The organism is Paraburkholderia saeva, assembly GCF_907164555.1.
GTDB lineage: Bacteria > Pseudomonadota > Gammaproteobacteria > Burkholderiales > Burkholderiaceae > Paraburkholderia > Paraburkholderia saeva.
In genome coordinates this window covers 14349-39501 of record NZ_CAJQZC010000005.1, presented here as the reverse complement: position 1 = coordinate 39501, position 25153 = coordinate 14349, and the positions used below count along the sequence as shown (strand labels likewise).

At 62.2% G+C, this 25153-nt stretch carries 24 protein-coding genes and 1 tRNA gene; 14 read left to right on the top strand and 11 right to left on the bottom strand.

Going from position 1 to position 25153, the window contains the following annotated elements; genetic code table 11:
- Positions 1-134 precede the first annotated feature (134 nt).
- Positions 135-1325 (top strand): site-specific integrase, encoded by a 1191-nt coding sequence (locus LPA36_RS14430; protein ID WP_228877622.1) that lies wholly within the window; start codon positions 135-137, stop codon positions 1323-1325.
- Positions 1326-1407: 82 nt separating this feature from the next.
- Here LPA36_RS14430 and LPA36_RS14425 read toward each other — a convergent pair.
- The 4 genes from LPA36_RS14425 to acs all read right to left on the bottom strand — a co-directional run bounded on the left by LPA36_RS14425 (position 1408) and on the right by acs (position 6068).
- Positions 1408-1498: transfer RNA gene (locus tag LPA36_RS14425), tRNA-Ser, on the bottom strand.
- A 93-nt stretch (positions 1499-1591) separates the two neighbouring features.
- On the bottom strand, positions 1592-3610 hold the full coding sequence (locus LPA36_RS14420; protein ID WP_228877621.1) for a sodium:solute symporter family protein: 2019 nt from the start codon (positions 3608-3610) through the stop codon (positions 1592-1594).
- A gap of 4 nt (positions 3611-3614) precedes the next feature.
- Positions 3615-3962 (bottom strand): DUF4212 domain-containing protein, encoded by a 348-nt coding sequence (locus LPA36_RS14415; RefSeq protein WP_228877620.1) that lies wholly within the window; start codon positions 3960-3962, stop codon positions 3615-3617.
- Positions 3963-4085: 123 nt separating this feature from the next.
- Positions 4086-6068: an acetate--CoA ligase gene (acs, locus tag LPA36_RS14410; protein ID WP_228877619.1), complete on the bottom strand. Its 1983-nt coding sequence runs from the start codon at positions 6066-6068 to the stop codon at positions 4086-4088.
- A gap of 523 nt (positions 6069-6591) precedes the next feature.
- Here acs and LPA36_RS14405 point away from each other — a divergent pair.
- The 9 genes from LPA36_RS14405 to LPA36_RS14365 all read left to right on the top strand — a co-directional run bounded on the left by LPA36_RS14405 (position 6592) and on the right by LPA36_RS14365 (position 14213).
- Entirely contained in the window at positions 6592-7491 is a 900-nt protein-coding gene (locus tag LPA36_RS14405; protein WP_228877617.1) for a DMT family transporter, read from the top strand.
- Between the two features lie 202 nt (positions 7492-7693).
- Positions 7694-8293, top strand: a complete 600-nt coding sequence (locus LPA36_RS14400) for a TIGR00645 family protein (protein ID WP_228877610.1) — start codon at positions 7694-7696, stop codon at positions 8291-8293.
- A 67-nt stretch (positions 8294-8360) separates the two neighbouring features.
- The gene (locus LPA36_RS14395; protein WP_228877609.1) at positions 8361-9884 is read left to right on the top strand and encodes a fumarate hydratase; all 1524 of its coding nucleotides are present in this window, start codon (positions 8361-8363) and stop codon (positions 9882-9884) included.
- Positions 9885-10054: 170 nt separating this feature from the next.
- The gene (gene bfr / locus LPA36_RS14390) at positions 10055-10534 is read left to right on the top strand and encodes a bacterioferritin (protein ID WP_228877608.1); all 480 of its coding nucleotides are present in this window, start codon (positions 10055-10057) and stop codon (positions 10532-10534) included.
- A gap of 217 nt (positions 10535-10751) precedes the next feature.
- A complete protein-coding gene (gene murI / locus LPA36_RS14385) occupies positions 10752-11594 on the top strand; it encodes a glutamate racemase (RefSeq protein WP_407674283.1) in 843 nt (280 codons plus the stop codon).
- A gap of 189 nt (positions 11595-11783) precedes the next feature.
- The gene (locus LPA36_RS14380) at positions 11784-12020 is read left to right on the top strand and encodes a (2Fe-2S)-binding protein (protein WP_228877607.1); all 237 of its coding nucleotides are present in this window, start codon (positions 11784-11786) and stop codon (positions 12018-12020) included.
- Between the two features lie 251 nt (positions 12021-12271).
- Positions 12272-13021, top strand: a complete 750-nt coding sequence (locus LPA36_RS14375) for an energy transducer TonB (RefSeq protein WP_228877605.1) — start codon at positions 12272-12274, stop codon at positions 13019-13021.
- Between the two features lie 30 nt (positions 13022-13051).
- Positions 13052-13783 carry a MotA/TolQ/ExbB proton channel family protein gene (locus LPA36_RS14370; protein ID WP_228877604.1) on the top strand — a complete coding sequence of 244 codons (732 nt, stop codon included), beginning with the start codon at positions 13052-13054 and terminating at the stop codon, positions 13781-13783.
- Between the two features lie 13 nt (positions 13784-13796).
- Positions 13797-14213 (top strand): ExbD/TolR family protein, encoded by a 417-nt coding sequence (locus tag LPA36_RS14365; RefSeq protein WP_228877603.1) that lies wholly within the window; start codon positions 13797-13799, stop codon positions 14211-14213.
- Positions 14214-14552: 339 nt separating this feature from the next.
- Here LPA36_RS14365 and LPA36_RS14360 read toward each other — a convergent pair whose 3' ends face one another.
- A complete protein-coding gene (locus LPA36_RS14360) occupies positions 14553-15563 on the bottom strand; it encodes a LysR family transcriptional regulator (RefSeq protein ID WP_228877602.1) in 1011 nt (336 codons plus the stop codon).
- A gap of 122 nt (positions 15564-15685) precedes the next feature.
- Between LPA36_RS14360 and LPA36_RS14355 the strand changes: the two genes are divergently transcribed.
- From LPA36_RS14355 to hemP, 4 genes are all read left to right on the top strand, one after another.
- Complete coding sequence (locus LPA36_RS14355) at positions 15686-16558, top strand: pirin family protein (RefSeq protein WP_228877600.1); 873 nt, start codon at positions 15686-15688, stop codon at positions 16556-16558.
- A gap of 177 nt (positions 16559-16735) precedes the next feature.
- Positions 16736-17134 carry an OsmC family protein gene (locus tag LPA36_RS14350; RefSeq protein WP_228877598.1) on the top strand — a complete coding sequence of 133 codons (399 nt, stop codon included), beginning with the start codon at positions 16736-16738 and terminating at the stop codon, positions 17132-17134.
- A gap of 67 nt (positions 17135-17201) precedes the next feature.
- On the top strand, positions 17202-17687 hold the full coding sequence (locus tag LPA36_RS14345; RefSeq protein ID WP_228877595.1) for an SRPBCC family protein: 486 nt from the start codon (positions 17202-17204) through the stop codon (positions 17685-17687).
- Between the two features lie 193 nt (positions 17688-17880).
- Positions 17881-18159: a hemin uptake protein HemP gene (gene hemP, locus LPA36_RS14340; RefSeq protein WP_228877593.1), complete on the top strand. Its 279-nt coding sequence runs from the start codon at positions 17881-17883 to the stop codon at positions 18157-18159.
- Between the two features lie 324 nt (positions 18160-18483).
- On the opposite strand, the gene LPA36_RS14335 is transcribed toward hemP, so the two are convergent.
- From LPA36_RS14335 to uvrB, 6 genes are all read right to left on the bottom strand, one after another.
- Positions 18484-18894 carry a GlcG/HbpS family heme-binding protein gene (locus LPA36_RS14335; RefSeq protein WP_228877591.1) on the bottom strand — a complete coding sequence of 137 codons (411 nt, stop codon included), beginning with the start codon at positions 18892-18894 and terminating at the stop codon, positions 18484-18486.
- 31 nt (positions 18895-18925) lie between these two features.
- Positions 18926-20332 carry a 4Fe-4S binding protein gene (locus tag LPA36_RS14330; RefSeq protein ID WP_228877589.1) on the bottom strand — a complete coding sequence of 469 codons (1407 nt, stop codon included), beginning with the start codon at positions 20330-20332 and terminating at the stop codon, positions 18926-18928.
- Positions 20329-21174: an FTR1 family iron permease gene (locus tag LPA36_RS14325; RefSeq protein WP_228878825.1), complete on the bottom strand. Its 846-nt coding sequence runs from the start codon at positions 21172-21174 to the stop codon at positions 20329-20331. Before LPA36_RS14325 ends, LPA36_RS14330 begins: the two co-directional genes overlap by 4 nt.
- 75 nt (positions 21175-21249) lie before the next feature.
- Positions 21250-21582, bottom strand: coding sequence for a cupredoxin domain-containing protein (locus LPA36_RS14320; protein ID WP_228877586.1), 333 nt, complete (start codon positions 21580-21582; stop codon positions 21250-21252).
- A gap of 141 nt (positions 21583-21723) precedes the next feature.
- Positions 21724-22272 carry an iron transporter gene (locus LPA36_RS14315; protein WP_228877584.1) on the bottom strand — a complete coding sequence of 183 codons (549 nt, stop codon included), beginning with the start codon at positions 22270-22272 and terminating at the stop codon, positions 21724-21726.
- 363 nt (positions 22273-22635) lie between these two features.
- Positions 22636-24729 carry an excinuclease ABC subunit UvrB gene (gene uvrB, locus LPA36_RS14310; RefSeq protein WP_228877582.1) on the bottom strand — a complete coding sequence of 698 codons (2094 nt, stop codon included), beginning with the start codon at positions 24727-24729 and terminating at the stop codon, positions 22636-22638.
- Positions 24730-25153: the final 424 nt, after the last annotated feature.

Below are 25153 nucleotides of genomic sequence, written 5' to 3'. Positions count from 1 at the left end.
AAGTTTTGCGAGTTGTCTGGATACACGGAAGAAGCCGTCAAATCCAAGCGGCGGGACGGCGTCTGGCTGGAGGGTTCCGTCTGGATCAAGGCGCCCGACGGCCGCATTTTAATTGACCTCCAAGGATACGAAGAATGGGTCGAAACGGCACGGGGGTGCGTCCGATCAGCGGCAGCACGATCGAAGTCACCTTCTCTTACAAAGGCCAGCGCTGCCGCGAGCGCATCAAGCTTGAGCCCACGGCCGCCAATCTGAAGCGCGTCGAGAACTTCCTCGGCTCTGTGCGCAACGCGATCGCGAACGGCACATTCGACTACCGCGTCTCCTTTCCCAACTCGAAGAACGCCAGCAAGTTCATGCAGCGCGCCGGCGACGGAACGCTCTTCAGTGACTTTCTGGACGGCTGGATCGAGCGCCAACGCAAGGTGCTCAAGGCCAGCACCGTCGAGGGGTATGAGAGTGTCATCGAAACGCACCTGAAGCCGCAGTTCGGCGCGACCACCTTGCCCGATCTGAAGCGTGCGCAGTTCCGCGAATGGTGCGCCAAGCAGGAATTCAGCAACAAGCGCATGACCAACGTGCTTTCCGTCGCGCGCGCGGCGCTCGCAGAAGCCGTGCAGGACGAGCTGCTCGAGGCCAACGTGCTGTCAGGTTGGACGTATCAACGCAAGGAAGCGCTGAAGCCGGACGACGACGTCGATCCGTTCACCGCGGAAGAGCAGCGCGCCATTCTCGGCGCGGCCGACCAGCCGCAGGACCGGAATCTGTTCCAGTTCGCTTTCTGGGCTGGACTGCGTACGTCCGAGCTGATCGGCTTCAAATGGACGGACATCGACTGGACCCGCAATGAGGCGCGAATCTCGCGCGCGACCACTCGTGCAGCACGCGCAGCGAAGGTCGACGAGTCCACGAAAACGCGCGGCAGCACGCGGGTAATCAAGCTGCTGGGCCCGGCGATGCAGGCGCTAGTTGACCAGAAGCCGCACACCTTCCTTTTGAATGACACTGTCTTCATGAATCCCCGGACGAGCAAACCATGGCACAACGACCAGGCGATCAGAGTTGCGTGGAACAGGCTGATCCACAAGGCGAAGGTTCGATATCGCCGGCCATATCAGACGCGGCACACGTACGCGTCGATGATGCTCAGCGCCGGCGAACCGCCCATGTGGGTTGCCTCACAGATGGGGCACACAAGCCTGAAGATGCTCGAGCAACGCTACGGCCGATGGATGAAAGACAGCGCGCCAGATGCTGGCGACAAGGCTGTTTTACTGTTCGGGGGATTGGACGAAAAAGCTGGCAGGTTCCGTGGCATTTCGTAGCCATCTCAGGCCACTTCCAGCCACCCTGTCATTTTTGTGGAAAACTCGGAGCCTTATAAACAAAGGCTTTGCGGGATATTCTTGGCGGAGAGACGGGGATTCGAACCCCGGATAGGTTATTAACCTATACACGCTTTCCAGGCGTGCGACTTAAACCGCTCATCCATCTCTCCGGCGGGAGGCAGATTATAGCAAACTCTGGGGCGGCCGCCACCTCCTCTTTCCTGGCCTCTAAAACGCCCGCGAAACCACCCCGCCCGCAAGCCTCAGGGATGCCGGATATAGTCGACCAGCGCCCGCGTGTAAGCGTCCGGCCTGCGATCCACGAGACTCACGGCAATCGCCACCAGAAACCCCGCCGGCACGCCGAACACGCCCGAACTGATCGGCTCGATGCCCAACCAGCGCGCGCCCGAGAAACCCGTCAGCTGCGTGAAAAACGGATACGTCGACACGATGTAGTAGATGCAGACCGCAAGCCCCGCCACCATCCCCGCGACCGCGCCACGACGCGTCGTGCGCTTCCAGAACACGCCAAGCACCAGCACCGGAAAGAGACTCGAAGCCGCGATCGAAAACGCGGCCCCCACCAGAAACAGGATATTCCCCGTATTCAGCGAAGCCACGTAAGAAGCAAACAGCGCGACGCCGAGCAACAGGATCTTCGAGATGGTCACCCGCCGCTGGCTCGATGCCGATGGATCGACCATGTGATAGTAGACATCGTGCGATAGCGCGTTCGCGATCGTCAGCAGCAGACCGTCCGCTGTCGACAGCGCCGCCGCCAGCGCCCCCGCTGCGATCAGCCCCGACATCACATACGGCAACCCCGCGATTTCCGGCGCCGCGAGCACGACCATGTCGGGCTGCATCTGGATCTCGCTCCAGCGCACAATGCCGTCGCCGTTCATGTCTGAAATGCCAATCAGATATGGCTCGATCCGCCGCCACTGCATCACCCATTGCGGCAGATCCGAAAAGCGCTCTCCGACAAGACTCGTCAGGATCTCGTACTTGATCAGCACCGCCAGCACCGGCACCGTCAGATAGAACAATGCGACAAAGAACAGCGTCCACCCCACCGACCGGCGCGCCGACGCCACCGATGTCGTCGTGTTATAGCGCGTCAGAATATGCGGCAGGCTCGCCGTCCCCAGCGAAAGACACAGCAGAAGCGAAAGAAAATTGCGTCGATGAAGATTGCGTTCCTCGTCGCTGGCAGCGGGAAACGCTTCGGACATCGGCACCGGCGCCGATGCGCGCAGCAGCATCTCGTCGCGCTGTTGCGTCCACACGCTGTGCGCGGCGACGGCGTCACGCGGAAACGCCGCGAGCGCCCGCTCGCGCTCGTTGATATCGCGCAGCGGGCCGTTATGCCGGCGCAGATCGGCGATTTCCTGTGTCAGCCGGCTCTTCTCTTCGACGAACGATTGAGGCAGCGCATCGAGCCGCGCCTGCATCGCGGCAGCGCGCCGCCGGAAGTTGTCGCGCACCCGCTGTTCGGGAGGCGCATCGCGCACCTGCTGCTCGAGCGTCTCGACCCGCGCCATCAACCGGCCGTAACTGAATTGCGGCACCCAGCCGAGCCCGTCCTTGTGCGCGATCATCGAAACCGGAATCAGGATCGCGATGATCAGGATGATGTACTGCGCCACCTGCGTCCACGTCACCGCGCGCATGCCGCCGAGAAACGAACACACGAGAATGCCCGCCAGTCCGCAGAAAATCCCGATGGCGAAATCGACGCCGATAAAACGCGTCGCAATCAACCCGACGCCCTGGATCTGCGCGACGAGATAGACGAACGAACACAGGATCGCGGAGAGCGCGGCGATTCCGCGCACGGCATTGCTCGAAAAGCGCGTGCCGAGAAAGTCGGGAATCGTGTAGCGCGCGAGCTTGCGCACATACGGCGCAAGCAGGAATGCGACGAGGCAGTAGCCGCCCGTCCATCCCATCATGTAGGCAAGCCCGTCGTAACCGGTCGCGTAAAGCGAGCCGGCAAGGCCAATGAACGACGCCGCCGACAGCCAGTCCGCAGCCGTCGCCATGCCGTTGAACACAGACGGCACGCGCCGCCCCGCAACGTAGTACTCGACGAGATCGGACGTTCGCGAAAGCAGCCCGATTGCGGCATAGACGGCAATCGGCACGAACAGGAACACGTAGCCGATCCACGTGCCGGCGCCGGTCGCGCGTTCGACGCGCCACAGCACGTAGATGAAAAAGAGAAAGCCCAGCGTATAGAGCGCGTATGAACGGATGAGTCGATGGGTCAGCTTCATCGGCTCAAGGGTTCCGGCTCACGGCGTCGGCTTCGCGTGCGCGTTGCAACGCGCGATCGGCGCGCTGCATCAGCAGGATATACACGCCGATCAGCACGAGATAGATCAGAATCGCGCCCTGCGCACCCATATAGAACGGCAGACTGAAGCCGGCGAAACGTATGCTGGCTAAACGGCCCGAGGCCAGCGGCACGACGAACGAAACGAAGAAGCCGATCGTCATGAGCGCCGCGATCAGCAAGAGGTTGAAACGCCAGTAACGCCGATGCGCGCGCGCCATCGCTTCCGAAACCGGCGGTGGTTCGGGCAGTGGATTGATGTTCTGTTGAGCGGTGTGGTTTGGCGCAGCCATGCGCCTGTGTATCAAAAAGCCACTGCTCAGGCAATAAGGATTGTCATCGCAGTGGCTTTATTCAACACACGTTGTGGCGTGGAGCGGCGGCACCTCGCGCTGCCGGTCGCGAACACATTACGCTTAAAGCGATTCGCCGAGCTGGTCGAGAATCGCCGGATTCTCCAGCGTCGACACGTCCTGCGTGATCGCCTCGCCCTTCGCAAGCGAGCGCAGCAGACGGCGCATGATCTTGCCGGAGCGCGTCTTCGGCAGGTTCTCGCCGAAGCGGATGTCCTTCGGCTTCGCGATCGGACCGATCTCCTTGCCGACCCAGGCACGCAGTTCGTTCGCGAGCTTCACCGCTTCCTCGCCTTCCGGTCGCGCGCGCTTGAGCACCACGAACGCGCACACGGCCTCGCCCGTCGTATCGTCAGGGCGCCCCACCACGGCCGCTTCGGCGACGAGCGGATTCGCAACCAGCGCCGATTCGATCTCCATCGTGCCGAGACGGTGGCCCGACACGTTAAGCACGTCGTCAATACGGCCCATGATCGTGAAGTACGTGGTGTCCTTGTCGCGCACCGCGCCGTCGCCCGCAAGATAAAGCCTGCCGCCGAGTTCCTCGGGGAAATAGCTCTTCCTGTAGCGGTCCGGATCGCCCCACACGTTACGCAGCATCGCGGGCCACGGGCGCTTCACGACGAGAATCCCGCCCTGCCCGTTCGGCACGTCCTGACCGGTTTCGTCGACGACCGCAGCCATGATGCCCGGCAGCGGCAACGTGCAGGAACCCGGCACGAGCGGCGTCGCGCCCGGCAGCGGCGTGATCATGTGACCGCCAGTTTCGGTTTGCCACCACGTATCGACGATCGGGCAACGCTTGCCGCCGACGTTCTCGTGATACCACATCCATGCTTCCGGATTGATCGGCTCGCCCACCGTGCCGATGATGCGCAGCGACGAGAGGTCATAGCTCTTCGGATGCACTTTCGCGTCGGCTTCGGAAGCCTTGATCAGCGAGCGGATCGCCGTGGGCGCCGTATAGAAGATGCTGACCTTGTGCTTGCCGATCATGTCCCAGAAGCGCCCGGCGTTCGGATACGTCGGCACGCCTTCGAACACGACCTGCGTGCCGCCCAGCGAGAGCGGCCCGTAGGCGATGTAGCTGTGACCGGTAATCCAGCCGATGTCGGCGGTACACCAGAACACGTCGGTGGGCTTCCAGTCGAACGTCCACTTCATGGTCTGCGCGGCCCACAGCAGATAGCCGCCGGTGCTGTGCTGCACGCCCTTTGGCTTGCCCGTCGAACCGGACGTATAGAGGATAAAGAGCGGATGTTCCGCGCCCACCCATTCCGGCGTGCACTGGTCAGACTCGGCCTGCGTGAGTTCGTGCATCCACAGGTCGCGCCCTTCGGTCCACGCAACCTTGCCGCCCGTCCGCTTGTAGACGATCACACTCTTGACCGCTTCGCAGCCGCCCATCGCAAGCGCTTCGTCGGCGATGTTCTTGAGCGGCAGTGCCTTGCCGCCGCGCATCTGTTCATCGGACGTGACGAGCGCGACCGCGCCCACGTCGACGAGCCGCTCGTTCAGCGACTTCGACGAAAACCCGCCGAACACGACCGAATGCGTCGCGCCGATACGCGCGCAGGCCTGCATCGCGACGATACCTTCGACCGACATCGGCATGTAGATGACGACGCGGTCGCCCTTCTTCACACCGCGCTTTTTCAGCGCGTTGGCGAAGCGCGAGACGCGCTGCAGCAGGTCCTGATACGTGACATTGGTGACGGTGCCGTCGTCGGCTTCGAAGATCACCGCGACGCGCCCGCCGTTGCCGGCTTCGACGTGACGGTCGAGACTGTTGTACGACGCGTTCAGTTCACCGTCCTCGAACCATGTATAGAACGGCGCCTTCGATTCATCGAGCACCTTCGTGAAGGGCTTCTTCCAGCTGAGCGTTTCGCGCGCGAGACGTGCCCAGAAGCCTTCGTAATCGCGCTCCGCTTCAGCGGCGAGCGCGCGGTACGCGTCCATGCCGGCTACGGAAGCCTGCGCCGACATGTCGGCGGATGGCGGAAAGACACGGCGTTCCTGAAGAACCGATTCAATCGCAGACATCGACTACCCCTTCGTGAAGATGAAATCCGAAAATCCGTGCGAACGCGCCCGAAATGCACGTGCGTGCGTGGCCGCGTACCACCTTGTCTCCTGCCAGTGCGCCATGTTCTTCACCCGTGTCGCACCGCATCATGCTGTTGTGCCGTGATTCATGACCGGCCACCTGCTTCATTTGACTGTCACGATAAAGGCCGCAACTTACCGGGCACTTACGTCGAGGCGAAGACCGCCGTGGCAGACACACCTGTATCCGCGCAGAGATTTCAATGTTAACTGAAGCGGCCGCTGCTGGCGTGGCTTTGCGGGATTGAACAGGTAATTGGACACTGCGGTGCACCAGGGTTCAACCTGGTACGCCCGCATCGACTGACAACGCAGCACGCGCACATGCGCCCGACCGGCCGGTCCGTTAAACTACGCCGCGACCCAGGACCGGCCAGGCCTTGTGCTTGCGAATACCTTGCCTCGCACCGGCCATGGTCCTTCGCGCTACACGTCAGACCCACGCTTTCCGGATTCCAGCTTGAACCGCTATTCCCTGCTTCTCATCGTTTCGATGCTGCTTGTCGGCAGCAACGTCGGCATCGGCAAATCGATTGTCGCGTTCGTGCCCGTTCCGCTCTTCGCGCTGTTGCGCTTCGTCATCGCGATGGCGGTATTGTGGCCACTACTGCGGGTATCGAAACTGCGGCGCGTGAAACGGGGCGAATGGCTCAACCTGTTTCTGCAGGCACTCTTCGGCACCTTTGGCTTCACGCTGCTGATGCTGAACGGCGTGCACCGCACGAGCGCCGTCGCGGCGGGCGTGATCACGAGCACGATTCCCGCTGTCGTCGCGCTCTTTTCATGGCTCTTTCTGAAGGAGCGCCCTGATGGCCGCGCGCTCGCTTCCATTGCGCTCGCAATCATTGGCGTCGTGGCGATCAATCTCGCGCACGCCGATCAGGCGGCCGACACGGCAACCGAAGGCTCGCTCGCCGGCAACCTGATGGTGCTCGGCGCGGTGTGCTGCGAGTCGCTCTACGTGATTCTCTCGCGCCGCCTGACGCAGACGCTCGCGCCCATCGATATCTGCGCGTACACGCATCTGTTCGGCTTGCTGCTGATGTTGCCGTTCGGCCTCACCGCGCTCGTGCATTTCGATTACGCGGGCGTGCCCGCCGGCGTCTGGTGGCTCGTGCTCTGGTACGGACTCTCCGCCAGCATCTTCTCGTTCTGGTTATGGATGAAAGGCATTCGTCACGTGCCCGGCTCGCTTGCCGGCGTATTCAGCGCCGTGCTGCCCGTGGCGGCTGCGGGCTGGGGGATCGTGTTTCTCGGCGAGCGGCCCACGCTCGCACACGGTTTCGCGCTGGCGTGCGTCGTGGTGGGTATCGCGCTCGCGAGCCTGAAGGTGAAGCGGGTACCACCCGTCGCGTCGTGACTGCCCGCCTCGTCCGGGTAAACCGGGAGGACGCTGTACAATAGCGCGCCTGACACGGCCGCGCGGGACCGCGAGCGGTTGCATCCGCTGTTGCACACGCAAGCAGACCCGCCAATGCGGGCGCAGCGCCTGCATTACGCGCGCGCCGGCCCGTGTTCCCGCTGTCTGATGCGTCCATCTGCCCCAGCCATTGCCATCGCCCATGTCCGCACCGCGCCATCATTCCGCCCTCACGCCACGCCGCCGTATGCGCGCGCTGCCCGCCGTCATCTTCATGAGCCGCTGGCTGCAGGTGCCGCTCTATCTCGGCCTGATCGTCGCGCAGGCGGTCTACGTCGTGCTGTTCCTGAAGGAAGTCTGGCATCTCGTAACGGCAGCGCTGTCGCTCGACGAAACCAGCATCATGCTCGTCGTGCTCGGCCTGATCGACGTCGTGATGATCTCGAACCTGCTGATCATGGTGATCGTCGGCGGATATGAAACGTTCGTGTCGCGGCTGGGTGTCGAAGGCCATCCGGATGAACCGGAATGGCTCGACCACGTGAATGCCGGCGTGCTGAAAGTGAAGCTTTCGATGGCGCTCATCAGCATCTCATCGATCCATCTGCTGAAGACTTTCATCAGCCCCGACCAGAACTCGACGCATACGATCATGTGGCAGGTGATCATCCACGTCGCGTTCCTTGTATCCGCGCTCGTGATGGCAGCCGTCGACCGTCTCACGACGCACACGCATCCGCAGCACTTTCACGAGCCGCATGCACAACAACCGCTTTCTCCATTAAAGGCGCAGCCGGAGTGATCGCGATTCGCACCTGCCCGTGCGATTCGCGTCGATAAAAGCGCCCCTTGTCCCCACTGAGCTAGCCATGACCGTCATCAAACAGGAAGACCTCATCCAGAGCATCGCTGATTCGCTTCAGTACATCAGCTACTACCATCCTCTCGACTACATAGAGGCCCTCGGCCGCGCGTATGAACTCGAAGAGAGCCCGGCCGCGAAGGACGCGATCGCGCAGATCCTGACCAACAGCCGTATGTGCGCCGAAGGCAAGCGCCCGATCTGCCAGGACACCGGCATCGTGACGGTGTTCGTGAAGGTCGGCATGGACGTGCGTTGGGACGGTGCGACGATGGGCGTCACCGACATGATCAACGAAGGCGTGCGCCGCGGTTATCTGAACCCGGACAACGTGCTGCGCGCATCGATCGTGAGCCCGCCCGAAGGCGCGCGCAAGAACACGAAGGACAACACGCCGGCCGTGATCCACTACGAGATCGTGCCGGGCGACAAGGTCGACGTGCAGGTCGCGGCGAAAGGCGGCGGCTCGGAAAACAAGTCGAAGTTCGCGATGCTGAACCCGTCGGATTCGATCGTCGACTGGATTCTCAAGACCGTGCCGACGATGGGCGCAGGCTGGTGCCCGCCGGGCATGCTCGGCATCGGCATCGGCGGCACCGCTGAAAAGGCGATGGTGATGGCGAAGGAATCGCTGATGGATCCGATCGACATCCAGGACATCATCGCGCGCGGCCCGAAAGACTGGATCGAAGAACTGCGTATCGAGCTGCACGAGAAGGTCAACGCGCTCGGCATCGGCGCGCAGGGTCTGGGCGGTCTCGCGACCGTGCTCGACGTGAAGATCATGGCGGCACCCACGCACGCTGCATCGAAGCCGGTCGCGATCATCCCGAACTGCGCTGCAACGCGTCACGCGCACTTCACGCTCGACGGCTCGGGCGTGGCAAAGCTCGAAGCGCCGTCGCTCGACGCGTGGCCGAAAGTGCAGTGGGAACCGGACACCGAAAAGAGCCAGCGCGTCGACCTGAACACGCTCACGCCGGCTGAAGTCGCATCGTGGAAGCCGGGCCAGACGCTGCTGCTGTCGGGCAAGATGTTGACGGGGCGCGACGCGGCCCACAAGCGCATTGCCGACATGCTCGCAAAGGGCGAAAAGCTGCCGGTCGATTTCACGAACCGCGTGATCTATTACGTCGGCCCGGTCGATCCGGTGCGCGATGAAGCTGTGGGTCCGGCAGGACCGACAACGGCGACCCGCATGGACAAGTTCACCGAGACGATGCTGTCGCAGACAGGTCTCATTTCGATGATCGGCAAGGCGGAACGCGGCCCGGTTGCCATCGAGGCCATCAGGAAGCACAAGGCAGCGTATCTGATGGCCGTGGGCGGTGCGGCGTATCTCGTTTCGAAGGCGATTCGCAGCGCGAAGGTCCTCGCATTCGAGGACCTCGGCATGGAAGCCATCTACGAGTTCGACGTGCAGGACATGCCGGTGACGGTGGCGGTCGATTCGTCGGGTACGTCCGTGCACCAGACTGGTCCGAAGGAATGGCAGGCAAAGATCGGCAAGATCCCTGTCGCCACGGTCTGAGCTCACGCGCTATCAATGAAGGCCGGGGCCTCGCGCTCCGGCTTTTTTTTCGATGAAACGCAAATCAGGCCTTGAAAGAAGCGTTGCGATTATGGGCGACCTTGGCTTTTCCGGTCATGGCGTTTATTGTTCAAAGAATCAGAATCCCCGAGCCCCACAAGGAAAAAATCATGCAAGGCGACAAGAAGGTCATTGAATATCTGAACTCGCAACTGAAGAACGAGCTGACTGCGATCAACCAGTACTTTTTGCACGCGCGGATGTACAAGCACTGGGGTCTCGACAAGCTCGGCAAGCATGAATACGACGAATCGATCGGCGAAATGAAACACGCCGATCTGCTGATCGAACGTATTTTCATGCTCGACGGCCTGCCGAACCTTCAGGACCTGCACAAGTTGCTGATCGGCGAGGAAACGAAAGAGATTCTCGAATGCGATCTGAAACTCGAGCAGATCTCGCAGACCACGTGCAAGGAAGCTATTGTGTATTGCGAATCAGTTCGCGATTTCATCTCGCGTGAAATCTTCACGACGATTCTCGACGACACGGAAGAACACATCGACTGGCTGGAAACGCAAATCGATCTCATTGACAAGGTCGGCATCCAGAACTACCAGCAATCCGGAATGGGATCGGTCGAGTCCTGATCCTGATAAAGTGGCGCAATTGCCGTTCGCGGGGCACCCACCAGTGCCCCGCGAACGGCAACGTTCACTTTACAATCCGTCTCTCTGCCCGCCTCCCCGTTCGCATATGACCGCATCGCAGGACGCTTCTTCGCGCATGACCGCCGCTGCGGCATTCGACGGCACGACATCCGGTCCACATACTGAAACTGCCTCCGCTGCCCCTTCGATACCGAAGGTGTCTTCGGCGCACGCGCCGGTTGGTATCTTCGATTCAGGGCTTGGCGGTCTTTCCGTGCTGCGTGCCGTGCGTGCGCAATTGCCGGGAGAATCGATCGTCTATGTCGCCGATTCGCTGTATGCGCCGTACGGCGAACGCGATGACGATTTCATCGCCGACCGCACGCTCGCCATCGGACAGTGGCTCGTCGAGCAGGGCGCGAAGGTGCTGGTCGTCGCGTGCAACACGGCCACCGCGCAGTCGATCGCGCTCGTGCGCGAGCGGCTCCCGATTCCGCTCATTGGCGTCGAACCCGGTGTGAAGCCGGCCGCGCTGCAGTCGAAGACGCGCGTCGCGGGCGTGCTCGCCACGCAGGTGACGCTGCGCAGCGCCCGTTTCCAGGACCTGCTGCAACGCTACGCCGCCGACTGCCGTTTTCTGTGTCAGCCGGGTCACGGGCTCGTGCAGGCGGTCGAACGCTGCGACGTCGGGTCGGCCGAACTGCGCGCACTGCTGCAAAATTATCTGCAACCGATGCTCGACGCGGGCGCCGACACGCTGGTGCTCGGCTGCACGCACTACCCTTTCCTCGACGCCGCGATTCGCGACATCGTCGGCGACCGGCTGACGCTGATCGATACGAGCGTCGCCATCGCGCGCCAGCTCGAGCGCGTGCTCGACCAGCAGGGTCTGCGCACCGCCAGCGGCACCGGGCCTGCGCTCGCGCCCCGTTTTTTCTCGACCAGCGACGGCACACACCTGCAGCAACTCGCCGAAACGCTCCTCGATCTCGCCGCGCCGGTCGAGCGCGTGCACATCCCGTCGCGTCGCACCGCCGCGCCTGATCCACAGGCCGTCTGAGCCCTTGCGGGCCGTCAGATGGCCTTCTGGCAGTCCGGAAGGCTATTTCGTCGCTTCCCCGTCCTCCCACGCCAGCAGGAAACCCTCCTAACAGGCTGGTTTTGTTACAAAAATCCGGATATGACGCTTGCCAAACGCCCCAAACATAATGATAATAATTCGCATTAACGTTAGCTATCGCACCACACCATGATCGTATGCGTATGCAAGTCTGTTTCCGACCGGAAGATCCGCGCCTCCATTGCGGAAGGCATCGATTCGTTCGATGAACTCCAGTTCGAACTGGGCGTTGCGAGTTGTTGCGGTAAATGCGAAGAAACCGTGCGTGACGTCATGGCGCAAAGCGGCGTCTGCGTGAGCCGCTGCGGCGTCGAGCATCATGCGCAACCGGTGCCGCTGACGTTCTACGAACGCAAGGCTGCCTGATACCGCGGGCGCGCGTGCGGCTCTGGCCGCGACGCGTCCTGCCGTCGTCGTTGTTTCGATCCACCCGCCGTCAGCAAGCCAGTCACGACACCAGCCAGCTACCGCTCACCCTGTAACAGGAGTTCGAGATGGAATTGCTGATCGGTTTTCTGACTACCCTGTGCATCTCCTTGCTGATCTTCCGAAAATGACGCTGTTTCGCCCGCAGTATTGCATCGGCGGCACGTCCGATGCCGTCTGGCTCCCATAACATGCAGCCTTCGTATAACGCCCCACACGGCATTTCGCTGGCACAGCCCACTCGCTTCAATCGCCGTGTCGTTACGGCAACCGCTGTCGTCGCCGCACTGCACGTTGCGCTGCTGGTGGCAGTCCTGATCGCCCGCGACGAACCGGTGCCGCGCGCCCTCGAATCGCGCACGATCACCGCGGAACTGCTGAGCCCGGCGCCCGTCGCCGCACCGGCCGCGATCCAGTCGACACCGACGCCGCCCAAACCCACGCCACCCGTGCCGCAGGTCAAGCCGAAGATCCAGCCGCGCCCGGTCGCGAAACCGACACCCACGCCCCTGCCGGAAGCCGCCGCACCGTCGCAGCACGAAATTTCCACGCCGGAGCCCGCGCCGCCGGCACCGCCTGCGCCTGCAACGCCCGCGCCCGCGCCCGCACCGGCTGAAGCGGCTGCGCCCGCGATCGGCAAGCCGACCATGGCGCTGTCCGCGCCGAAGAACGTCGCGCATCTCGATTGCAGCATCGCGCAGCCCGATTACCCGGTGCTGTCGAAACGACACAACGAAACCGGCACGGCGATGGTCAAGTTCGTCGTGGGGTTGACTGGCAAGATCGAAAACATCGAGCTGAAGAAGAGCAGCGGTTTCGGCCGCCTCGACGATGCCGCGCTCGCAGCGATGCGCAGCAGTTCGTGCAAGCCGTACATCGAGAACGGCGAGGCGATCCGCGCGACCTATACCCAGCCTTTCGCATTCAGCCTGACTGATTGACTGATCCAGATTTTAAAAAAAGGAATTGCAATGGAAAACTACGGCATCGCCCACGTATGGGCGCAAGGGGACTTTGTGACGCGCGGCATCGCGCTCACGCTGGTCATCATGTCGGTGCTGTCGTGGACGGTCATCGTCATCAAGAGCTGGAACGTGATGCGTCTGAACCGTCTGACGAAGAACGCCGAACAGGCATTCTGGCATTCGGACGATCTCGCTGACGGCGTGAAGAAGCTTGGCGCGCACGCGTCGACGCCGCAGGACAATCCGTTCCTCGCGCTCGCGCTGTCGGGCCAGGAAGCCGCCGATCACCATCATCAGACGCAACCGCATCTGCACGACCGCATGGATGTGTCCGACTGGGTCACGCGCTGCCTGAAAGACACGATGGACGAAAGCGTCGCCCGCATGCAGAGCGGCCTTGCGATTCTCGCCTCGATCGGCAGCACGGCGCCGTTCGTGGGCCTCTTCGGCACGGTGTGGGGCATCTATCACGCCCTGCTGGCGATCGGCGCGGCGGGTCAGTCGTCGATCGACCAGGTGGCGGGTCCGGTCGGTGAAGCGCTGATCATGACGGCGTTTGGCCTTTTCGTCGCGATTCCGGCAGTGCTTGGCTACAACGCACTGACGCGCGCGAACAAGGCCGTCGTGAGCAAGCTGAGCCGTTTCGCCCATGGTCTGCACGCATTCTTCGTGACGGGCGCGCGCCTGTCGTCGAGCAAGCGTGGCGACGGCCTGCGTCTCGCCGCGCGCACCCACTGAGCGAGGCGATCCCATGGCAATGAGCCCCTTTGCCGGCGACGATGACGATGGTCTGATGAATGAGATCAACATGACGCCGCTCGTCGACGTCATGCTGGTTCTCCTGATCGTTTTCATGGTCACGATTCCGGTGATTCGCCACGCGGTGAAGATCGACCTGCCGCATGCGAGCAGCCAGAAAGAAGAGACGAAGCCTGCGCAGGTCACCGTCAACGTACAGGCTGACGGCACCGTTCTGTGGGACGACGTGCCGGTGACAGGTGACGCGCTGCAGGCGAAGATTGCAGCCGCCGCGCAGGTCACGCCGCAGCCCGAACTTCACCTGAATGCGGACCGCAAGGTTGCATACGAGAAGGTCGCCGAAGTCATGTCCGCGGCGCAGGCCGGTGGTCTGACGAAGATTGGTTTCGTCACGGAACCGAAGAAGTAAAACGCCGCTTCGTTGCGCGGTCCGGGCGCAGAAAACCCCTGTTTTTTCAGGCTAAACGCAACGGACAAAGTAAAAGGCCTTCATCGTCAGATGAAGGCCTTTTTTTGTGCGCACTCGGCGCCTTCGGGCGGCGGGATCACTTGCCATGAGAGTAGCCGGAGTCACCGCATGCGACAGCCGTGGTCGACACGGACAGCGCGCTCAGCCCTATCAGGCTCGCTATGATAGCGGCCATGAGTTTTCGCATAAGAGACTCCTTAGCGAAGGGATTTCACTATAGGCCCGTCAGCGCGCGCATTCAAGCAAACGGCCATTGAAAGTACCGATCACTGCCCGCGCTTAAATGCCAAAAGCGATGTCGGCGCTTCTGGACGCATCGGCTGCTTTCAGCGGGCGCATCTCCGGGCGGCTGTCCGGACATTCCTTCATGACGTAGGCGCCGTTCTGCTCATCGAGCATCTCGACCAGATAGTCGACGAACGCGCGCACGGCCGGCACCATGCCCTGCCGCGAGACGAAGACGGCGTAGAGTTGCGGCGTCGGCAATGTCCAGCCGGGCATCACTGGCGAAAGTTTGCCCGAGCGTAACGCTGCGCCGTACATCATCTCCGGCAACGCAGCGATACCGACACCCGCCATGACCGCTTCAAGCACCATCATCAGGTCGGCGCTCACCAGACGCGGCTCGTGTTCGTGCAGATGACGCGTGCCATCGGGCGCGATCAGGGTGAAGACGTGCCGCCCATCCGTGGAAGGCGTATCGAGCGTTTCAAAGCGCGCGAGGTCGGCCGGTTCCAGCGGCGGCGCATTCTGGTTCAAAAGGCTCGGCGCGCCGACGAGCATCTGCTGCGTGCGCCATAGCGGCCGCACCACGATATTGGCGCTTTGCGGCGGCTCGGAGCGCACGCGCAGTGCAACGTCGATCGAATCTTCGTACAGATCGATGACGCGATTCGTGACCCGCATCACGACGCGCACTTCCGGATACCGATGCATGAACTCCGGCATGATTTCGGAGAGGATCGTCTGCGAAATCGTCACCGGGACGCTCACGCGAACCGTGCCGCGTGGCGACGAACGCAACTGCTGGACGACGTTGACCGCCGCCTGCGCTTCGGAAAGCATCGCCTGACAGTGCTGGTAGAAGAGCTGGCCCGCCTCCGTCAGCGCGAGCTTGCGCGTGGAACGCTGCAACAAACGCACGCCGAGCGATGCCTCGAGTTCGGTCAGACGACGCGACAGGCGCGATTTCGAAATGCCGAGCACGCGCTCCGCCGCCGAAAATCCACCGTGCTCGACCACCTGCGAGAAATACATCAGGTCGTTCAGGTTATGCGAGTCGATCTTCATTTCATCGTTCCACTCATAGAACAATCCATTGCGAGACGGCGGCTGGCACCGCGAAAATGCGTCCCTATAATAGCGCTATGTTCTAAAAATGATGCTATTCCCCATTTTCCGAGGTGACTTTGATGAGCACGACACGCACGATCGAACGCACGTATCCCGCGCTTCGCACGACCGAGGGTGGCGGCTTCATCGTCCATCGACCGTTTCCGACGCGCATGCTGATGGATTTCGATCCGTTCCTGCTGCTCGACGAGATGGGTCCGGTCGACTACGCGCCCGGCGAGGCGAAAGGCGCGCCGGATCATCCGCATCGCGGCTTCGAAACGGTCACGTACGTACTCGAAGGTGAATTCGGTCACAAGGACTCCGCCGGCCATTCGGGCACGCTACGCCAGGGCGACGTGCAATGGATGACAGCCGGCGCGGGCGTCGTGCACAGCGAGATGCCCGATCCGTCGTTCGTCGCCACGGGTGGCCGCGTGCACGGCCTGCAGGTGTGGGTGAACCTGCCACGCCGTGACAAGATGATCGCGCCGCGTTACCAGGAAATGCCATCGGCGGACATTCCGGTCGCGACTTCGGCGGATGGCAAGGTGCGCGTGAAGGTGATCGCCGGCGAGGCGCTCGGCGTGAAGGCGCCGATCGAGACGCGCACGCCGATCCTGTATCAGCATTTCACGCTGCAACCAGGCGCGAGCATCGTGCATCCGGTGCCGCGCGATTTCCGCGTGTTCGCGTACGGGCTGTCGGGCAATGGCCGGTACGGCGAAGATCGTCGCGAGGTCGATGCGCGCACGATGGTCGTGTTCGGCGACGAAGGCGACACCGTGACGCTCGCAACTGGCGATGAACCGCTCGACGTCCTGCTGCTGGGCGGCGTGCCGCTCAACGAACCTGTCGTGCGTTACGGCCCGTTTGTCATGAACACCGAGGACGAAATCCGTCAGGCCGTCATCGATTACCAGGCTGGCCGGATGGGACAGATCACGCATTGATCAGCGCACGTGGCAGTCCTGCGCGCCCTTCTGGGCGTCTCGCTTCGTTCGCTGCGATGGCGCTTCAGTATCGCGTGCAGGTGCGCGACCCGAATCTTCACAAATTCGTTCACAATAACGGCTCTTGCCGCGCGGCGTGTCCCGCGCGGCGTCCACCGCTGTCCCGCAGGAGATCGCATGGTAGAGCCCGCAGTCACCGCCCACATTGGTTCGACGAATTTCCTGGTTTTGCTGGACGACGGCGCGCATACATGGATCGCCGACGAACCTGAATCACTCGGCGGCGGCGATCGCGGTCCGGGGCCTGTTTCGATACTGCTGTCGAGCCTCGGCGCGTGCACGTCGATTACCCTGAAGATGTACGCCCAGCGCAAGGGCTGGCCGCTTGCGGATGTACGCGTCACGCTGTCGATCGAAACCGGCGACGAAGGCACGACGATCGACCGCAAGGTCACGCTCGAAGGCGAGCTCTCGGACGAGCAGCGGGAACGGCTCTTGCAAATCGCCAATGCGTGCCCGGTGCACAAGATCCTGACGCGTCCGATCTCGGTGCGCACCGGGCTCACCGCGGCCTGATACCGATGCACAACTGGCATCGTCTGTTGATGCCGGTCATGCAGCGTCTTAAGAGGAAGCAGTCGTCTTGAATTTCGAACATCTGATCCAGATCAACGATCCGTTGAACCCCTTCGTTGAAACCATGACCCGCGAGCAGTTGTGGGAAGGACTCGTGCTGCGCGCGGAGCAGCCGCAGCTCTTCGTACTGGGTCTCGACAGTTGCACGATCCTTTCGCGTACGGACAGCACGCTCGAGCGCGAACTGCACTATGGCCAGGCCATCGTGCGCGATCGGGTGACACTCATGGCAGGCGAGAGCGTGCGTTACGACATTCTCGCGACGGAGTCGTATGTCGGCGGATCGCTCACGATGTCGATCGAGGCGCCGGACGACCTGCAACTGTTTCTGCGCTTCAAATACGAAACCACATTGCCGAGCGCCGATACCGAAGACGAGCGCACCACCAGTGAGATCGTGAAATCGGCGTATCGCGAGTCGGACATCGACACGGTTCGTCTCATTCGTCAGTACGTGCAGGGCGACGGCCAGGCGCCGGGCCAACTGCACTGATTCCCTCTCGCGTGCCTTTGCGACGGCTCGATGCGACCGTCGCTCCACCCCACGCTTCGCCTCCTTCCCGACTCCTCGAATCCACTGGCAGCCTTGCCTATCGGAATTGCAATGCGATGAATTACGCAACCTTGTAAATGGGAATTGTTATCATTTAGAATTCATCCATCGAATCAACCAGCCGATGCCACGAATGACAGACTTCACGCGCTCTTCCACACTCAGCCTGCGCCGCTCGCCGAACGCCGCGCTGACCAGCCGTCCGAAGCCCGCCATGCCGGCGCGCGACCTCGACGGCAGCCGGAACCGTAGCCGCACGGAAGGCCCTGACCAGAGCCGGGCGGAGTCAGTCGAACGTAGCGTCACGAGCGATTCGCTGTTGCAAGGGCGCAGCCACGTCAGCATCACGCATAACGGCGAGACGTATCAGCTTCGGGCCACGCGGCTCGGCAAGCTGATCCTGACGAAGTAAGCAGCCAGCAGGACTCAGTACGTACCAGGTATTGTGGGGACCACCTCTCCGGGAGGTGTTGGGCAGTAGCCAGCCATCGACGGCTTGCACGTGAGATCTAGACCCCTTCGTGCAGACACCAAGCCAGCCGTCGCAGCCAGCCAGGCCGCTTTTTTGGTTCTCACTGCAGTGCGCATGCGCCACTCGCGTGCATCGCGACTGATTGAAATGCAAAAGCCGTGTGGATGAAATCATCCACACGGCTTTTTCTTTTGCTGCTGCGAACGTGCTTTCGCTGTGTACGTCTCTATCGATCTGGCGCGGCGGACGCCACGAAAACGCGAATCAACCGGCCAGTCCGAGCGCGGCGATACCCGCACGGGCGATCGCCGCGTCCTGTTCCGACTTCACGCCCGAGACGCCGATCGAGCCCACCACTTCGCCATCGACCACGATCGGCACGCCGCCTTCCACCATCGCGACGAGCGGCGCGCTCAGGAACGCCGTGCGCCCCTGTTTGATGATCTCTTCGTAGATCTTCGTTTCGCGCCGGCCGAGCACCGAGGTACGGCCCTTGCCCATTGCCATCTCGACTGTACTGGGCGCGGTGTTATCGCCGCGATGCAGGTAAAGCAGATGACCGCCGTCGTCGAAAATCGCGACGGTCACGTTCCATTGATTGGCTGCCGCGTGCGCTTCGGCGGCGGCGGCCATTTTCCTGACGTCTTCGTCGGTTAATGCGGGTTTGGTTCTCACGGTCGGACCTCGTTCTGGACTGTAAATGCCGTCAGCGCGTCCAGCCCCAGAACATCAGCCACCACGCACTGTCGACGACCGCTAACGCGGCCATGAACCATACCATCGCAAGGCCACGCTGGAAAAGCTGCGTGCTATAGCGGCGCGTGACGAGCCACGCGAGCCACGCACTCCACACATTGGCGATGACGAGAATCCCGATCCGTACATCCGACGCCCACCACAGCGGCACGTGTTCCGCGCGCAGCAGCGACAGCGTGGTGGCCGACAGTCCGAGGAACACGCCGGTGCCCGCGATCGGAATCAGCCCTTGCGCGAAGTGATGCAGGCACACCCAGCTGAAGCGGCCAAGCATGCGCGTGCCGACCATCAGCAGCGCCAGCAGCGCGGTGCCGTAAGCAACGCCCGTGGCCACGATATAGCCGATGATCATCGACCCGTCGAGCCACGAGAATACGTCGTTCTGTTCCGGGTAGTGCGTGAAGAGGAACCACGGCGCGTTGGTTTCGAGCGGCCACGTGATGTCGTGATCGACGAGCCATGTCGCGAAAAACATCTTCAGGTCGATGAACCACGGCGAGCCTGTCCAGTGGAATGCGCCGATGGCGATGCCGAGCAGACCGTACAGGATCAGCGCGGTGTCCCATGCGTTCGCCTGCTTGTCGCCGAGCTGGACGACTTCGGTTGAGGGCGAGCGCCACGTCAGCGCGATCGCGTCGCGGTGACCGCTGCAACGGCCGCACATATGGCACGCCGCCGCGCCCTTCATGTTGCGCAACGGCAAAAGCGGCGCGCAGTTGATCGGAATCACGCGATGACCATGCTCGCCTTCCTTGTACGAACGGCGCCACGCGTCTTCGTCGACCTTGAAATGGAACGGCGCGAGCCGCGCCAGAAGTGCGAAAACCCCGTTGACGGGGCAGAGATATTTGCACCAGACGCGTTTTTCGCGCCCGTAGAGCAACCCGATAATCATGGCCGCGAACGTCGAGCCACCGAGCACCAGCAGCACGGCCTTCGGATACTGGTAGACGCTGACCATCTGCCCGTAGATCGTCGTGATCCCGAACGCGACGAACGGCCAGCCGCCCCATCGCATCCAGCGCGGAATGGCCCGGCCGCGTCCATATTTGCTGGCGAATTCGGCAAGTGCGCCTTCAGGGCACAACACGCCGCACCATACGCGACCGAGCATCACCATCGAGAGCAGCACGAACGGCCACCAGATGCCCCAGAACACGAACTGCGCGGCAAGCGTCAGGTTGGTCCACAGATGCGCCGTGTCGTCGGGCAGCGGCATCACAGCCGGCACCAGAATCAGGAACGCATAGACCGCAACGACAACCCACTGGATGCCGCGGATGGCGGCGCCATGGCGCTGCATCCACTGGCCTGCCTGCGCAAGCCAGCCAGTGCGGCCGGGTGCAAGACTGCTCATGCCGCGCGTCCTGCCGTGCGTTGCGCCGGCCCCCGATTCGCGCGGCGCACCAGCAGCCAGACGACAGCCCAGTAAACCGCGTAGGCCACGAGGTTCATCAACGCCGGATGGGCACGATAGCCGGTGAGCGTCGCGACGAGCGAGCCGAACGTACCCGAATCGTCGAGTATTGCGGACGTGTTCCACACCTGATCGACGAGCGTCGGCAGGATTTCCTTGTCGATCAGCTTGTCGACGCCAGTCTGAAAAAGGCCCGCGCCGAGAAACAGCAGCATGATTTCCGTGACGCGGAAAAAGAGCCGCCACGAGAAGATCTTGCCGCCAAGCTGAAGCAGATAGAACGTGAGGAACGCCAGCCCGAGGCCAATCGCGACAGCCAGATACTGGCTCGCATCGACATGACCCGACTGACCGAATCCGAGGCCATAAAGAAAAATGACCGTCTCGCTGCCTTCACGCGCGATAGCCAGCGCGACCAGCACCGCGACGCCCCACCAGTTCGCATCCTGCGTACTTTTTTGCAGCGACTTTTCCATGTCGCGCTTGAGCGTGCGGCCATGCTGCTTCATCCACAGCACCATCTGCACGATCAGCACGCACGCAACCAGCACCATCGCCGTCTGGAAATAATCCTGCGCGTCGCCGGACAGCACCTCTGTGAAGCCGACGAGGGCCGCACCGAGCGCCACCGCCGCGAGCAGGCCCGCCGCGACGCCCGCCCACAGGTACGGCAGTCCGCGCTGCGCGTTTTCATCACCGTTCTTCAACCATGCATACAGGATGCCGACGACCAGCAGCGCCTCGACACTTTCCCGCCATACGATGAACAACACCTGACCCATCGAAATTCTCCCGCTCATGTGCGAATGCTGAGGAAGGCTACTGCCCCGCCACCGCAACCCCGCATTGATGCATGTTTACTTCGCGACGATGACGCCTTGCGCCTGCTGGTGAAAATCGTCAAAAAACCTGTATTCGCCCGGCGACAGCGGCGCGATCACGACGAATGAATCGGCGCCCGGCGCGAGCACCTTTTCCTTGCGCAACTGCACGCTTTCGAATTCGGCCGCACCCTTACCCACGTTGTGCACTTCGATCTTGATCCGTTTGCCCGCCGGCACTTCGATGCGCGCCGGATTCAGCGTGCCGTCGTTCATTTCGAGCTTGAACGTCGGCAGATCCTCGGCATGCGCCAGGCCAACGAGCGACGTCGTCATGGCGAGGATCGCGATCTTCCTGTTTATTCTCATTGAGCCTTTCCTGCGATGTTCTGCTGTCCAGCAGCTTGCCGGACACGCAAGACCGCTGCGTGTCTTCCGTGCCTGTGAAGCCTGTGGTCCTTGTGGCAGACACGGCTTGTGGCCGCGCTGCCACGTCGGGCGATCAACGGATCAGTAGCCGCCCTTCTTGCCGATGCCGGCGAACGTGAAGTCGTACTCGATCGAGAACGGCTTGAACCACGGACCCACGCCGGTTTCCTTGTCGACGTGACGGCCGAAGGACATATGACCCATCTGCATCGGCGGTTCGACGATCAGCTTCAGGTGGTACTTGCCCGGGCCAAACATCTTGACGTTGTCGCCGTAGTGCGGGCCGTCGTCGGCGACCATCGGCATCATGTCGCCCTTCACCGACTGGTTCGAGCCCACTTTCGACAGTTCGTACTTCACCTGCAGGTATGGCATCCAGTCGCCTTCGGCGAAACCGGTCGGGTTGTTCTTGACGGCGTGAATGTCGGCTTCGAGGTGAACGTCGGAATCCGAGGCCTTGCGCATCATGCCTTCCGGTTCCATCGTGATCGGCTGCAGGTAGACCGCGCCGATTTCCATGCCGCCCTCGATGTGCTGCTTGCCGATCGGGTACTCGGCGGCCGATACCGACAGCGCGGCCATCGCCGTCACAACCGCGGCGCCGCCGCGCACGAGTGAAGAAATCCGCATTGAAACTCCTTTGTTTTTATGACCTGAAGTGAATAAAGACGCAGAAAAAGACGTGCTGGCGACGTTCCGCATGGTGTCCCGCGGCGGCTCCTGCCATGCCAATCAGGAACGTTAATGCGAACCATTCTCAATACATGGGGAGTTTATCATCCTTCGATGTGAAGGACAAATTTCAGCGCGCTAAAAAGCCTTATCCGGACAGGGTTTCAAGACGTCGCGACGGGATGCGGTGGCGTTGCGCCGGCGATCGCAGCGGTCTTTGAAGGGATCGTGGGTACGGAATGCCCGGATAACCCGGCTCGCGCGCTGTGCGGCATTGAAGCCGCACAGTCGCGCCCTGCACCTTGCCCCCGCCCGCATACGTCAGTCGGTCCCCGTCAGATGATCGCCGACGTTTGCGCCGAACACGCGCTGACGCAGGAGCGCGAGCTGGTCGCGCGCCTGGGCGGCCTTTTCGAATTCGAGATTCTTTGCGTGCTCCATCATCTGCTTCTCGATCCGCTTGATTTCCTTCGAGAGCTGCTTCTCGGACATGTCCTCGTACTTCGCCCGCGTCTGCTGCTCCTTCAGCTCGGCGCGCGCTTCGTCGACGTTGTAGACGCCGTCGATGATGTCCTTGATCCGCTTCACGACGCCGCGCGGCACGATGCCCATCTTCTCGTTGAAGGCGATCTGTTTGGCGCGCCGCCGCTCGGTCTCGTCGATCGCGCGACGCATCGAATCCGTGATGCGGTCCGCGTACAGGATCGCCTTGCCGTTCACGTTCCGCGCCGCCCGGCCGATCGTCTGGATCAGCGAGCGCTCGGCGCGCAGGAAGCCTTCCTTGTCGGCATCGAGAATCGCCACGAGCGACACTTCCGGGATGTCCAGCCCTTCGCGCAGCAGGTTGATCCCGACCAGCACGTCGAACGTGCCAAGCCGCAGGTCGCGGATGATTTCGACGCGCTCGACCGTGTCGATATCGCTGTGCAGATACCGCACCTTCACGCCGTGGTCCGCCAGAAACTCGGTGAGCTGCTCGGCCATGCGCTTCGTCAGCACCGTCACGAGGACGCGGTCGCCCGCCTTCACGCGTTCATTGATCTCGCCGAGGATATCGTCGACCTGGCTCGTCGCCGGCCTCACTTCGATTTCCGGATCGACGAGACCCGTCGGACGCACCAGCTGTTCGGCCACCTGCCCTGCGGTCCGGTTCTCGTAATCGGCCGGCGTCGCGGACACGAACACGACCTGACGCATCTTGCGTTCGAACTCGTTGAACTTGAGCGGCCGGTTGTCCAGCGCCGAAGGCAGCCGGAAGCCGTAGTCGACCAGATTCTCCTTGCGCGCGCGGTCGCCGTTATACATGCCGTTCAGCTGGCCGATCAGCACGTGCGATTCGTCGAGCAGCATCAGCGCGTCGGTGGGCAGGTAGTCGACGAGCGTCGGCGGCGGCTCGCCGGGCGCCGCGCCTGAAAAGTGCCGCGAGTAGTTCTCGATGCCTTTGCAGAAGCCCAGTTCCTGCAGCATTTCCAGGTCGAAACGGGTGCGCTGTTCGAGCCGCTGCGCTTCGACGAGCTTGCCGTCCTTGTAGAAGAACTCGAGCCGGTCGCGCAGCTCGGTCTTGATCGTTTCGACGGCACGCATCACCGTTTCACGCGGCGTCACGTAGTGCGACGACGGATAGACCGTGAAACGCGGGATCTTCTGCTTCACGCGGCCCGTCAGCGGATCGAAGAGCTGCAGCGTGTCGACTTCGTCGTCGAAGAGTTCGACGCGCACGGCCATCTCCGCGTGCTCAGCCGGGAAAATATCGATCGTGTCGCCGCGCACGCGGAACGAGCCGCGCTGGAAGTCGGCTTCGTTGCGGCTGTACTGCATCGCGATCAGACGCGCGATGACGTCGCGCTGGCCGAGCTTGTCGCCCGTGCGCAGCGTCAGGATCATCTTGTGATATTCGGACGGATTGCCGATACCGTAAATCGCCGACACCGTCCCGACGATCACCACGTCGCGCCGCTCCATCAGGCTCTTGGTGGCCGACAGACGCATCTGCTCGATGTGCTCGTTGATCGACGAGTCCTTTTCGATGAAGAGGTCACGCTGCGGGACGTACGCTTCTGGCTGGTAGTAGTCGTAGTACGAGACGAAATACTCGACCGCGTTGCGCGGAAAAAACTCGCGAAACTCCGAATAGAGCTGAGCCGCGAGCGTCTTGTTCGGCGCAAAGACGATGGCTGGACGGCCAAGACGCGCGATCGTGTTCGCCATCGTGAACGTCTTGCCCGAGCCGGTGACGCCGAGCAGCGTCTGGAACGACAGGCCGTCGTTGACACCTTCGACGAGGGTTTCGATTGCGGTCGGCTGGTCGCCGGCGGGGGGGAACGGCTGGTAAAGATGGAACGGAGAACCCTCGAACGTGACGAATTTCGATTCGTCGAGGGTGTCATCGACTTCGCGCAGATGGTGTTCGGACATGGGAGCGGCATCCTCAGCCGGAAGCAAAGGACTATTTTAGCCTCTTGTCGATTCGCGGACCGGGTATGGATCCGGGACGGTTGTGGGCGCCCCTTCCGGGAACCGCTGCGAAGCCGTTCCGGTGCGAGGGCTGGGTTGTTGCGGTGACTTCCAGCGCCGGTCGACCGCTTTGATGGCGAAGTCCCGGCCGTAGGAATTCTGGTTCTGACTTCCGGGCGCCGCGTGGACGCAAAAGGTTGCCGTGCGAGGGGTCATCAAAGGCCGTACGGGCGGTCTTTCCAGCGTGTTCAGACGGTCACGCCGCGGCCTGAAAAAGCCCCGCCTGAGGCAAAAATGCGGCCCAAACCCGCATTACGGGCCAAAAAGCGGCCTGGGATTCGCTACAATGGCAAGTTGCGCGCCCGCCGCCTCTGCGTCTCTGTCC

Coding starts and splice junctions, on each gene's coding strand:
- LPA36_RS14430 (WP_228877622.1), top strand. CDS start 135: ATGGGTCGAAACGGCACGGGGGTGCGTCCGATCAGCGGCAGCACGATC.
- LPA36_RS14420 (WP_228877621.1), bottom strand. CDS start 3,610: ATGAAGCTGACCCATCGACTCATCCGTTCATACGCGCTCTATACGCTG.
- LPA36_RS14415 (WP_228877620.1), bottom strand. CDS start 3,962: ATGGCTGCGCCAAACCACACCGCTCAACAGAACATCAATCCACTGCCC.
- acs (WP_228877619.1), bottom strand. CDS start 6,068: ATGTCTGCGATTGAATCGGTTCTTCAGGAACGCCGTGTCTTTCCGCCA.
- LPA36_RS14400 (WP_228877610.1), top strand. CDS start 7,694: ATGTCCGCACCGCGCCATCATTCCGCCCTCACGCCACGCCGCCGTATG.
- LPA36_RS14395 (WP_228877609.1), top strand. CDS start 8,361: ATGACCGTCATCAAACAGGAAGACCTCATCCAGAGCATCGCTGATTCG.
- bfr (WP_228877608.1), top strand. CDS start 10,055: ATGCAAGGCGACAAGAAGGTCATTGAATATCTGAACTCGCAACTGAAG.
- LPA36_RS14380 (WP_228877607.1), top strand. CDS start 11,784: ATGATCGTATGCGTATGCAAGTCTGTTTCCGACCGGAAGATCCGCGCC.
- LPA36_RS14375 (WP_228877605.1), top strand. CDS start 12,272: ATGCAGCCTTCGTATAACGCCCCACACGGCATTTCGCTGGCACAGCCC.
- LPA36_RS14370 (WP_228877604.1), top strand. CDS start 13,052: ATGGAAAACTACGGCATCGCCCACGTATGGGCGCAAGGGGACTTTGTG.
- LPA36_RS14365 (WP_228877603.1), top strand. CDS start 13,797: ATGGCAATGAGCCCCTTTGCCGGCGACGATGACGATGGTCTGATGAAT.
- LPA36_RS14360 (WP_228877602.1), bottom strand. CDS start 15,563: ATGAAGATCGACTCGCATAACCTGAACGACCTGATGTATTTCTCGCAG.
- LPA36_RS14355 (WP_228877600.1), top strand. CDS start 15,686: ATGAGCACGACACGCACGATCGAACGCACGTATCCCGCGCTTCGCACG.
- LPA36_RS14350 (WP_228877598.1), top strand. CDS start 16,736: ATGGTAGAGCCCGCAGTCACCGCCCACATTGGTTCGACGAATTTCCTG.
- hemP (WP_228877593.1), top strand. CDS start 17,881: ATGACAGACTTCACGCGCTCTTCCACACTCAGCCTGCGCCGCTCGCCG.
- LPA36_RS14330 (WP_228877589.1), bottom strand. CDS start 20,332: ATGAGCAGTCTTGCACCCGGCCGCACTGGCTGGCTTGCGCAGGCAGGC.
- LPA36_RS14325 (WP_228878825.1), bottom strand. CDS start 21,174: ATGGGTCAGGTGTTGTTCATCGTATGGCGGGAAAGTGTCGAGGCGCTG.
- LPA36_RS14320 (WP_228877586.1), bottom strand. CDS start 21,582: ATGAGAATAAACAGGAAGATCGCGATCCTCGCCATGACGACGTCGCTC.
- LPA36_RS14315 (WP_228877584.1), bottom strand. CDS start 22,272: ATGCGGATTTCTTCACTCGTGCGCGGCGGCGCCGCGGTTGTGACGGCG.
- uvrB (WP_228877582.1), bottom strand. CDS start 24,729: ATGTCCGAACACCATCTGCGCGAAGTCGATGACACCCTCGACGAATCG.